The 8,959-nt window shown below is 73.3% G+C and carries 12 protein-coding genes; 5 read left to right on the top strand and 7 right to left on the bottom strand.

What is annotated here, in order from left to right:
* Positions 1-1,416 (top strand): helicase-associated domain-containing protein (locus H0488_RS19515; protein WP_183100900.1); only part of this gene is annotated, 1,416 nt, incomplete at its 5' end.
* Positions 1,417-1,505: 89 nt separating this feature from the next.
* Positions 1,506-3,167: a DNA repair helicase XPB gene (locus H0488_RS19510; RefSeq protein WP_183100899.1), complete on the top strand. Its 1,662-nt coding sequence runs from the start codon at positions 1,506-1,508 to the stop codon at positions 3,165-3,167.
* 9 nt (positions 3,168-3,176) lie between these two features.
* Here the strand turns inward: H0488_RS19510 and H0488_RS19505 are convergent, their stop codons facing one another.
* From H0488_RS19505 to H0488_RS19495, 3 genes are all read right to left on the bottom strand, one after another.
* Entirely contained in the window at positions 3,177-3,875 is a 699-nt protein-coding gene (locus H0488_RS19505; RefSeq protein ID WP_183100898.1) for a hypothetical protein, read from the bottom strand.
* 193 nt (positions 3,876-4,068) lie between these two features.
* Positions 4,069-4,362: a DUF2087 domain-containing protein gene (locus tag H0488_RS19500; protein WP_183100897.1), complete on the bottom strand. Its 294-nt coding sequence runs from the start codon at positions 4,360-4,362 to the stop codon at positions 4,069-4,071.
* Positions 4,363-4,369: 7 nt separating this feature from the next.
* Positions 4,370-4,663: a chorismate mutase gene (locus H0488_RS19495; protein WP_183100896.1), complete on the bottom strand. Its 294-nt coding sequence runs from the start codon at positions 4,661-4,663 to the stop codon at positions 4,370-4,372.
* A 58-nt stretch (positions 4,664-4,721) separates the two neighbouring features.
* On the opposite strand from H0488_RS19495, the gene H0488_RS19490 reads away from it, so the two are divergent.
* Positions 4,722-5,339 (top strand): HD domain-containing protein, encoded by a 618-nt coding sequence (locus H0488_RS19490; RefSeq protein WP_246372518.1) that lies wholly within the window; start codon positions 4,722-4,724, stop codon positions 5,337-5,339.
* Here the strand turns inward: H0488_RS19490 and H0488_RS19485 are convergent.
* From H0488_RS19485 to H0488_RS19475, 3 genes are read right to left on the bottom strand one after another with little or no spacing between them, the layout of a single operon-like run.
* Positions 5,322-5,606: a DUF4031 domain-containing protein gene (locus H0488_RS19485; protein WP_183100895.1), complete on the bottom strand. Its 285-nt coding sequence runs from the start codon at positions 5,604-5,606 to the stop codon at positions 5,322-5,324. The genes H0488_RS19490 and H0488_RS19485 overlap by 18 nt on opposite strands.
* Positions 5,607-5,637: 31 nt before the next feature.
* Positions 5,638-6,453 (bottom strand): hypothetical protein, encoded by an 816-nt coding sequence (locus H0488_RS19480; RefSeq protein ID WP_183100894.1) that lies wholly within the window; start codon positions 6,451-6,453, stop codon positions 5,638-5,640.
* Position 6,454: 1 nt separating this feature from the next.
* Positions 6,455-6,832, bottom strand: a complete 378-nt coding sequence (locus H0488_RS19475; protein WP_183100893.1) for a hypothetical protein — start codon at positions 6,830-6,832, stop codon at positions 6,455-6,457.
* 93 nt (positions 6,833-6,925) lie between these two features.
* Here H0488_RS19475 and H0488_RS19470 point away from each other — a divergent pair, with 93 nt between their 5' ends.
* On the top strand, positions 6,926-7,291 hold the full coding sequence (locus H0488_RS19470) for a DUF8819 family protein (RefSeq protein ID WP_183100892.1): 366 nt from the start codon (positions 6,926-6,928) through the stop codon (positions 7,289-7,291).
* Between the two features lie 8 nt (positions 7,292-7,299).
* On the opposite strand, the gene H0488_RS19465 is transcribed toward H0488_RS19470, so the two are convergent.
* On the bottom strand, positions 7,300-7,932 hold the full coding sequence (locus tag H0488_RS19465; protein WP_312856440.1) for a GntR family transcriptional regulator: 633 nt from the start codon (positions 7,930-7,932) through the stop codon (positions 7,300-7,302).
* A gap of 249 nt (positions 7,933-8,181) precedes the next feature.
* Between H0488_RS19465 and H0488_RS19460 the strand changes: the two genes are divergently transcribed.
* A complete protein-coding gene (locus H0488_RS19460; protein WP_183100891.1) occupies positions 8,182-8,805 on the top strand; it encodes an alpha-ketoglutarate-dependent dioxygenase AlkB in 624 nt (207 codons plus the stop codon).
* The last annotated feature ends 154 nt before the right edge of the window (positions 8,806-8,959 follow it).

Below are 8,959 nucleotides of genomic sequence, written 5' to 3'. Positions count from 1 at the left end.
GGCGTCCGCGAGCTGAAGGCGGCCGCCGCCCACGCCCACGTGTCCGAGGCGGACGCCGCGCTGGTGATCGAGGTCGCGGCGCTGGCGGGGCTGGTCGCGACCCGCGCCGACGCCGACGGCAACCCCGTGTGGGTGCCGACCGACGCGTTCGACACCTGGCTCGACGCGGACGTCGCGACCCGCTGGGTGACGCTCGCCCGCGCCTGGCTCGCGAGCTCCCGGCTGCCCGGGCTGGTCGGTCAGCGCGCGGCCGACGACAAGCCCTGGAACGCACTCACTCCCGACCTCGCCTCCGTGCTCATGCCCGAGACCCGGGCGATGACGCTCGCCGCGCTGGCCGAGGTCCCGGTCGGTCGGGCGCTGGCATCGGGCACCGGACTTCCCTCGGTCGTCACCCGGCTGGCGTGGCTGCGCCCTCGCCGGCCGCGCTCGCGCGCCGACCAGGTGGCGTGGACCGTCACCGAGGCGGGTGCGTTGGGGGTGACCGGGCTGGACGCGCTGGCGCCGTACGGTCGGGCGCTGCTCGCCGGCGAGGACCCCGCGCCGGTGCTGGCGGCGCTGCTGCCCGAGCCCGTCGACCACGTGCTGATCCAGGCCGACCTGACGGCGGTGGCGCCGGGTCCGCTCGAGTCCGGTCTCGCCCGCTCGCTCGGGCTCGTGGCCGACGTCGAGTCGCGCGGCACCGCCACGGTCTACCGCTTCTCACCCGGCTCGGTACGACGAGCACTCGATGCGGGGTGGACCGCGGTCGACGTGCACGCCTTCCTCGCCTCGGTCTCGCGGACGCCGGTGCCGCAGCCGCTCACCTATCTCGTCGACGACGCGGTGCGGACGTTCGGTCAGGTGCGGGTCGGCTACGCCGAGTCGTTCGTGCGCTCCGACGACGAGCCCGCCCTCGCCGAGCTCGCCCACCACCCCAGCGCGGGAGCCCTCGGACTGCGGCTGATCGCGCCGACGGTGCTGGTGAGCACGGCTCCGGTCGACGTGCTCCTCGCGCGGCTGCGCGACCTGGGCGTCGCACCCGTGGTCGAGGGACCCGACGGGACGGTCCGCGTCGGCCGCCCGAACGAGGTCCGGGCCCGCACCCCGCGGGCGCGCGGCGCCGGCCACGGCGAGGCTCGGCACGCCGCCCAGGTCGCCGCCGCGGTCCGGGCGCTGCGCGCCGGCGACGCCGCCGCCGCGGTGCGTCCTGCTGCCGCCGTCTCGCCCGCCGGCGCGCTCTCCGCGCTCCGGGACGCGATCGAGCGCGGCGCGTCCGTCGTCATCGGCTTCGCCGACAACCAGGGCGTGGTCGGCGAGCGCGTCGTCGACCCGCTCTCCGTCGAGGGCGGCCGGCTCACCGCGCGCGACCACACCGCCGACGACGTCCGCACCTTCGCCGTCCACCGGATCCTGCGGGTCACCCCGGTCCCCTGACCCCCGCACCGACTCGGCGGGGTCGAGATGCACATTCGCGCCGACTCGCGGATGGGGAGGGCTGGCGGACGGCCCCGTAAACTCGTGCAGTGATCAACGGCCCGCTCATCGTGCAGTCCGACAAGTCGCTGCTGCTCGAGGTCGACCACGAGCAGGCGGCGGAGTGCCGGCGGGCGATCGCCCCGTTCGCGGAGCTGGAGCGCAGTCCCGAGCACATCCACACCTACCGGCTCACCCCGCTCGGCCTGTGGAACGCGCGGGCGGCCGGGCACGACGCCGAGCAGGTGATCGACACCCTCCTCGCCTACAGCCGGTACTCCGTGCCCCATGCGCTGCTGGTCGACGTGGCCGAGACGATGGCCCGCTACGGCCGGCTGCGGCTCGAGAAGCACCCCGTGCACGGGCTGGTGCTCGCCAGCACCGACCGCCCGGTCCTGGAGGAGGTGCTGCGCGCCAAGAAGGTCGCAGGCATGCTCGGCGACCGGATCGACGACGACACCGTCGCGGTCCACCCCTCCGAGCGCGGCAACCTCAAGCAGGCGTTGCTCAAGCTCGGCTGGCCGGCCGAGGACTTCGCGGGCTACGTCGACGGCGAGGCGCACGCGATCCAGCTCGTCACCGACGGGTGGGAGCTGCGGGCCTACCAGCAGGAGGCCGCCGAGTCGTTCTGGCACGGCGGTTCCGGCGTCGTCGTACTCCCCTGCGGGGCCGGCAAGACCATCGTCGGAGCGGCCGCGATGGCGCAGGCCCAGGCGACCACGCTGATCCTGGTGACCAACACGGTGAGCGCGCGCCAGTGGAAGGACGAGCTGGTACGCCGGACGTCGCTGACGCCGGAGGAGATCGGTGAGTACTCGGGGTCGGCGAAGGAGATCCGGCCGGTCACCATCGCGACGTACCAGGTGATGACCACCCGCCGGAAGGGCGTCTACTCCCACCTCGAGCTGTTCGACGCCCGCGACTGGGGGCTGGTGATCTACGACGAGGTGCACCTCCTGCCGGCGCCCATCTTCCGGATGACCGCCGACCTGCAGGCGCGGCGCCGGATCGGTCTGACGGCCACCCTGGTGCGCGAGGACGGCCGCGAGGGCGACGTGTTCTCGCTGATCGGCCCGAAGCGCTACGACGCCCCGTGGAAGGACATCGAGGCGCAGGGCTGGATCGCGCCGGCCGAGTGCGTCGAGGTGCGGGTCACCCTCCCCGACGCGGTCCGGCTCGCCTACGCGACCGCCGAGCCCGAGGAGCGCTACCGATTGGCGTCGTGCACCCGCGAGAAGGTCGCGGTCACCCGCGAGCTGGTGACCCGGCACCGCGGCCAGCCGACGCTGGTGATCGGGCAGTACCTCGACCAGCTCGAGGAGCTCGGCGAGGCGCTGGACGCGCCCGTGATCACCGGCGCCACGACCGTGCGCGAGCGGCAGCGGCTCTACGAGGCGTTCCGCCAGGGCGAGGTCGACCTCCTGGTCGTCTCGAAGGTCGCGAACTTCTCCATCGACCTGCCGTCGGCCGAGGTCGCCATCCAGGTGTCCGGCTCGTTCGGTTCCCGTCAGGAGGAGGCGCAGCGGCTCGGCCGGCTGCTGCGACCCGGTGAGCCCGGGCCCGGCGGCGAGCGCAAGGTCGCCCGCTTCTACACGCTGGTCTCCCGCGACACGGTCGACGCCGAGTTCGCCCAGAACCGCCAGCGGTTCCTGGCCGAGCAGGGCTACTCCTACCGGATCGCCGACGCCGGCGACGAGCTCGCCGGCACCTGACGGCGGTCGTCACCCGAACGAGGCGTCCACCTCGAGGATGTCGTTCTCGAGCCACGGACCGTCCGCCTCGCCACCGAGCGGGTGCAGGCGTACGACGACGCCCGTCCCGACGTCGAGCGCGGTGTCGTAGGCATCGGGGTAGCGGCGGCCGCGCCAAGCCTCCGGGAGCCGCGAGAGGTCGTCCGAGAAGTCGGCGTGCAAGCCTGCCTGGCTGTAGATCAGCTCGCAGCAATTGCCGCCACACCTGGGTTCGTAGCCCTCCTCGGCGACCAGCCGGGCACGCCACGCCCGCCGGCCGGCAACCTCGTCCTCGCGCAGCTCCTCGACCCGGACGTGGTGGCTGAGCTCCACCGGGTCGAGCATGGCCACCCAGTGGTAGCTGCTCCAGAAGAGCCCGTCGTCGGCGTAAGCGTCGGCACGGCGGTCGACCAGTCCGTCCGCTCGGAGCTCGGCGGGCGGGGGCACCCAGGGACGGGTCGCCCGCCCGTCTGCGCGCTGCCCCTCCACACCGGGCCGGAGGAGGCGGCCGTCCGCCCCTGCGACGCGCACGCCGTCCGGGCGCGTCAGCCACGCCTCCACCTCGACCTGCAGCTCGCCGGGCCTGCTGCCGGACCGGTGCCGGAGGTGCAGCGTGCGCCAGCGCCACGGCGAGCTGCGGGCGAGCGCGCGGAAGGCGTCGGTGGTCGCGCTCAGCTCGGATGTCGTCATGGGGTCAGCCTGACGCCCGGGACCCGATCGTCCCTCGCGACTTTTCGACGTGCAACGGGTCGCCGTCGGCAAGTGGTTCCACCAGCCTCAGTCGTCACATCAGACAGGCAGAACTGGCTGTTGTCGGGCGTTGCAGTGGCCGACAAGTGCAGGAACCCCCGGTCGACCGGGGATTCCTGCAGCAGCAAACGGCTCACACCTCGACGGTGCCGCCGGACCGCCAGTAGACGCCGTTCTCCCGGGCGAGGAATCCGTCGTCGACGAGGTAGCGCCGGAGCGCGGCGTGGTCTTCGTGGATCTCCTTGAGCACGGCGTCGACCTCGCGCTCGGCGTACTGCCGACCGGGCTCGAAGCGCTGCGCGATGTGGTCGAGCACGAACCGCCGTTTCAGGTGCCGGGTCGGCATCGTGTGCAGCCGGCCGTCGGGGGCGAAGAACCGGCGGAGCGTCTCGGCGTCGTCGGTGGCGTCACGGTCGGGCTCGGCCATCAGGCGCTCACTCGTCGACGAACTGCCGGTGGTTCTGGATCACCTCGGCGATGATCACGTTGAGGAACTTCTCCGCGAAGTGCGGGTCGAGCCCGGAGGTCTCCGACAGCGCGCGCAGCCGCGCGATCTGCACCGCCTCGCGCGCCGGGTCGGCGGCCGGCATCCCGGCGTGCGCCTTGAGCCGCCCGACCTGCTCGGTGCACTTGAAGCGCTCCGCGAGCAGGTGCACGAGCGCGGCGTCGAGGTTGTCGATGCTGCTGCGCAGTCGCAGCAGTTCCTGGCGGGCCTCGTCCTCGGTCACACGCCCATCCTCCCCGAACCCTCCCGCTCCGGCACCGCATGGGCCACAATCAGGGACGATGGACGGCAGACCTACCGACGCGTCCCCCTTGCCGTGGCCGCTTCCCGACGCGCTCGCCCTGCGCGACGCGCTGCTCGCGGCCTACGCCGATCCCACCCGCGGCTACCACGACGTGCGCCACCTGTCCGAGGTGCTCGACCGGCTGGAGGAGCTGGCGGCCGCGGGTGCGGTCTTCGACCGGACCCCCGTCCTGCTCGCCGCCTGGTTCCACGACGCGGTCTACGACGGCGAGCGGGACGCCGAGGAGCGCCCCGCCGCCTGGGCCGAGCACGCGCTGCCCGGCCTGGTCGACGACGCCACGGTCGCCGAGGTCGCGCGCCTGGTGCGGCTCACCGAGTCGCACCGCCCCGACGACGCCGACCTCAACGGCTGCGCCCTCTCGGACGCCGACCTCGGCATCCTGGCCGCGCCGCAGCAGAGGTACGACGAGTACGCCGCCGCGGTGCGGGCCGAGTACCGCCACCTCACCGACGACGTGTTCATCGCCGGCCGGGCCGACGTGCTGCGCGAGCTGACCGCGAAGCCACGGCTGTTCCACACCGCCTACGCGCTGTCCCGCTGGGAGGAGCCGGCTCGGCGCAACGTGGAGCGGGAGCTGTCAGTCCTCGTCGCGTGATGCGCTCGAGGCGCGGGGCCGCCGGCGCCGGAGCCCGGCGTCGCGGAGCCGGCCGACGAGCTCGCGCGAGCTGACCGGGCGGGCGCCGAGGGCGACCACGGCGTCGTACCACTCGGCGGGCACGTCGTAGTGGTCACGGTCGAAGCCGCGCTCCGGGATGCCCGCGCGCCGGGCGAAGGCGTGGAGCTCGTCGTACGACTCGTCGCTCGCCAGGTGCGACCACAGCCGGCCGTGCCCGGACGCGTTCGGCGGGTCGATCAGGATCACTCCCGGAGACTAGCCACGGCCGGGGCGGTCCTCACCAGGAGCCGCCCCCACCACCCGGGTCGGCGAGCTCGCGACGAGCGAGGGCGACGAGGTCGAGCAGGATCGAGAGCCGTTCGCGCTGCTCCTCGACCCAGCCGAGGACCTCGCCCTTCATGTCGAGCAGGCGGTCGATGATCCAGAGGATCCGCTCGACGTCCTCGATGATGTCGGTGATCGCGTCGAAGCCCTTGATGGCCAGCTCCGCGGCCCAGGTCGCCCAGCCGGTCGGGCCGGACACCCGCGACAGCAGCTTGCGGACCACCCGTTCCCCCCGCTCGAGGAGCTCCATGACCAGCTCCTCGACCTCGATCGCCAGGCGTTCACTCTGCTCGGCGACCAGGTCGAAGAGCGGTGCCGCCTCCGCGACGAGCATGCCGAGCCCTCGCGCGGCAAGGGCATGGCCGTTGACCCGCAGCAGGAACGCGGCCGCGGCGCGCCCTCCCCACCGCGGCTCGGCAGCGACCGACAGCAGGACGGCGTTCTCCGAGTAGGTGCGCAGCGCGTCGCGGACCTGTGCGGTGGCGAGCGCGTTCTGTCGGATCCGGCGGTAGTCGCCGGTCAGCGGCATCACCAGCAGCTCCTCGAGACTGCCCTCCGGAAGCTTCCGGAGGCCGAGCCCGGCCTGGTTGAGCGCGTCGATGCCGAGGTTGACGGTGTCGCGGATGCGGCACAGCGCGCCGTCGAGCGCCTCGAACCCGTCGTCGCGGTCGCGGGTGTGCCCGCCGAGCGCCGGCGGCGCCAGGTCGAGCGGGGTGGCGTCGAGCAGCCCGCCACGACCGGTGGCCTGCTCCAGGAACGACGCGCCCATCTCAGGCCACCACCGGCAGCCAGTCGGCGACCATCTGGTCGACCGCCTTGAGGTCCTCGGTGGTCGCGACGACCGCGTCCCGGATCGACTGCCAGTCGGCGACCGCGCGCTGCTCGACCTCCGAGAACCCCCGCGCGAAGACGTCCATCAGCTCGGCGAGCGGCCCCAGCAGGCACACCGGACTCGGCTCGAAGCCGGCGCGCTGGCACACCCAGCTGCGGGCGTAGGCGAAGATCTCGCGCGCCTGGGCGGCGAGGACGTCGATGTCGTCCGGAAGTCCGTCGAGGTCGGTCCAGGACGTGATGTCGATGTCACCGTCGTCGACCAGGTCGGTGAGGACGGCACTCACGGCGTCCGTCGTGCGCAAGTGATCGGTCATGGCTGCTCCCTTCGTACGACGCCGCAGCGGTGGCGGGTCGCCGGATCGGGTGCCCCGCACCGCGGGGTTGGCAAACCGAAGCACAATGAGGCTGTGGACGACCGCGTGATCTTCGAGGCCCGGGCATCGGTGCTGGCCGATCTCGAGGCACGGGGCGTCGCGAACGCCGGCACCGTGTCGGTGCTGGACGAGGCCTGCTCGCAGCGCCGGTGGTGGGTGGAGCAGTGGCCCGAGGGAGCCACCTACCTGGCCGGGCTGATCGCGCAGGACGTCCAGGACGCACTCGTCGACGCCCACGGGCGCACCGACCGGACGGGCCTGTGGCCCCTGTGCGAGGGGTGCTCGGACGGCCCCCTGCACGCCCTCCACATCGAGCCGGACCTGGGCGGGCCCGACCCTGCCTGGGTGTGCGACGAGACCGGCACCGTCGTCGCCGAGCTCGGCCGGTTGAACCGCTGAGCCGGGAGTCAGCCGCCGAGCTGGAACGAGACCGTGTGCTGGTCCGCGCGGTAGACGCTGCGCGAGATCTCGATCGGCCGGTCCTCCCACAGCGCCCGGCGGGTGTGCCGGATGACGACCGCCCCCTCCTTGCACTCCAGCAGCTCGGCCTCCTCAGGGGTCGCGACCCCCGCCGAGAGCGAGTCCTCCGCCCACGTGGGACGGCGGCCGCGCGAGGTCAGCTCGTCGTACAGGCTGTCGGGCAGGTCGGGACCGTCGAAGATCCCGGGCACCAGGCTGGCGCTGAGGTAGGCGTCGGACAGGCAGACCGGACTGCCGTCGGCCAGCCGCAGCCGGCGCCAGCGGAGCACCGGCTCGCGGGGGGCGATCCCGAGCGCCCGCGCGACGCCGGCGGGCGCCTTGACCTTCTCGGCCACCAGGGTGCGGCTCTCCGCGACCGTCCCGCGGCCGGCCATGTCCTCGGTGAAGCTCGCGATCTGGCTCGGCTTCCGCCGCGGAGGCGCCACGAAGGTGCCGCGGCCGGGGAAGCGCTGCAGCACACCCTCGGCGACCAGTACGTCGAGTGCCTGCCGCACGGTCATCCGAGCCACGCCGAAGCGCTCGACCAGATCTCGCTCTGATGGGGCGGCTGTACCAGGCACACACCCCGAGACCAGGTCCCGCACGTACTCCCGGATCGCCACGTGCTTGAGTGCGCGACGGTCAGCCGTTCCCCTGTCGACTGTCTCCACGATCCGAGGCTAGGGCGCGTCGCGCCAGCCGTCCCCGGAACGCCGAAATCGGCCTTTGCCCAGCCTCGACCGCACAGCACCGACCGCACAGCCTCGACCGGCGCGACGCGCCGACGTTGTGCGAACACGTGTTCGAATCGTTCGGGTAGTCTCCGAGGGGTGGACTTCCAGAGCACGCTGTTCGCCCCGACCGCGGCCGACGACCTCGGTTTCGACGGCCTCGAGCGCCACGAGCTGAGCGCGGGCGCCTGGGTCGACGTGGCCCGCGGCTGGCTGACCGACCCCGACGACGTCTTCGCCACCCTGGTCGACACCGTTCCGTGGCGGGCGGAACGCCGGCGGATGTACGACCGGATCGTCGACGTCCCGCGCCTCGTCTACACCTACATGATCGGCGAGGAGCTCCCCCACTCCACGCTCACCGCGGCGCGCGAAGCGCTGTCGGCCCGCTACCTGCCCGAGCTCGGCGAGCCCTTCCGCACGGCCGGCTGCTGCTACTACCGGGACGGGCGCGACAGCGTCGCCTGGCACGGCGACACCATCGGCCGCGGCGGCACCGACGACACCATGGTCGCGATCGTGTCGGTCGGCGATCCGCGGCGGCTCGCGCTGCGACCCCGCGACCGCACCGACGGCGCGGGATCCCTCTCGTTCGAGATGGGCCACGGCGACCTGCTGGTCATGGGCGGCAGCTGCCAGCGCACCTGGGAGCACGCCGTGCCCAAGGTCGCCTCGGCCGGCCCCCGGATCTCGGTCCAGTTCCGCCCGCTCAACGTCTTCTGACCACCGCCGCTGGTCGAGGTACGACGAGCGCAGCGGCCGCCGCTGGTCGAGGTACGACGAGCGCCACGGCCGTCGCCGCCGGTTGAGGTGCGACGGCCCGCCGCTGGTTGAGGTGCGACGGCCCGCCGCTGGTTGAGGTGCGACGAGCGCAGCG

The sequence above is a fragment of the Nocardioides pelophilus genome, assembly GCF_014180685.1.
Lineage (GTDB): Bacteria > Actinomycetota > Actinomycetes > Propionibacteriales > Nocardioidaceae > Nocardioides > Nocardioides pelophilus.
Note: the sequence above shows the minus strand (reverse complement) of the source record. Positions and strands in the feature narration are given on the sequence as shown.

Bases quoted from the DNA above. Each gene is read 5' to 3' on its own strand.
- H0488_RS19475 (WP_183100893.1), bottom strand. From the start codon at position 6,832: ATGACCGATCACTTGCGCACGACGGACGCCGTGAGTGCCGTCCTCACC.
- H0488_RS19480 (WP_183100894.1), bottom strand. From the start codon at position 6,453: ATGGGCGCGTCGTTCCTGGAGCAGGCCACCGGTCGTGGCGGGCTGCTC.
- H0488_RS19505 (WP_183100898.1), bottom strand. From the start codon at position 3,875: ATGACGACATCCGAGCTGAGCGCGACCACCGACGCCTTCCGCGCGCTC.
- H0488_RS19500 (WP_183100897.1), bottom strand. From the start codon at position 4,362: ATGGCCGAGCCCGACCGTGACGCCACCGACGACGCCGAGACGCTCCGC.
- H0488_RS19490 (WP_246372518.1), top strand. From the start codon at position 4,722: ATGGACGGCAGACCTACCGACGCGTCCCCCTTGCCGTGGCCGCTTCCC.